Annotated in this window: 1 pseudogene; it reads right to left on the minus strand. The window is 72.5% G+C overall.

Annotation, left to right across the window (positions count from 1 at the left end):
* Positions 1-360: pseudogene (locus OO69_RS48375) on the minus strand (alpha/beta fold hydrolase); the annotation flags it as partial.

The following is a 360-nucleotide window of genomic DNA, read 5'->3' on the forward strand; positions in this document are numbered from 1 at the left end:
CCGTCGTCCGGATCGGTGAGCCGGGCGCCGAGCAGCAGGCTCGCGGTGTGTCCGCCCATCGAGTGCCCGGCGACCGCGACCCTGCTCCGGTCCAGCCGGCCGGAGAGCTGTGGGACGGCCTTCTCCAGGAGGTCGACCCCGTCGAGGACACGCGTCATGTCCTCGGCGCGCGACCGCCAGAACAGGGGCGCTCCGGGGGTCCCGGGATCGAGAGCCAGCGTCCGCGAGCTGAGATGGGTCGGCTGGATCACGACGAAGCCGTGTGCCGCCCAGTAGGTGGCCAGCGGCGCGTAGCCGTCCAGGGAGGAGAGGTGGTTCGAGTAGCCCTGGCCGTGGGAGAGCAGGATCACCGGGAGGCCG

It is taken from the genome of Streptomyces sp. NRRL F-525, assembly GCF_000716605.1.
In the GTDB taxonomy this organism is placed as follows: domain Bacteria; phylum Actinomycetota; class Actinomycetes; order Streptomycetales; family Streptomycetaceae; genus Streptomyces.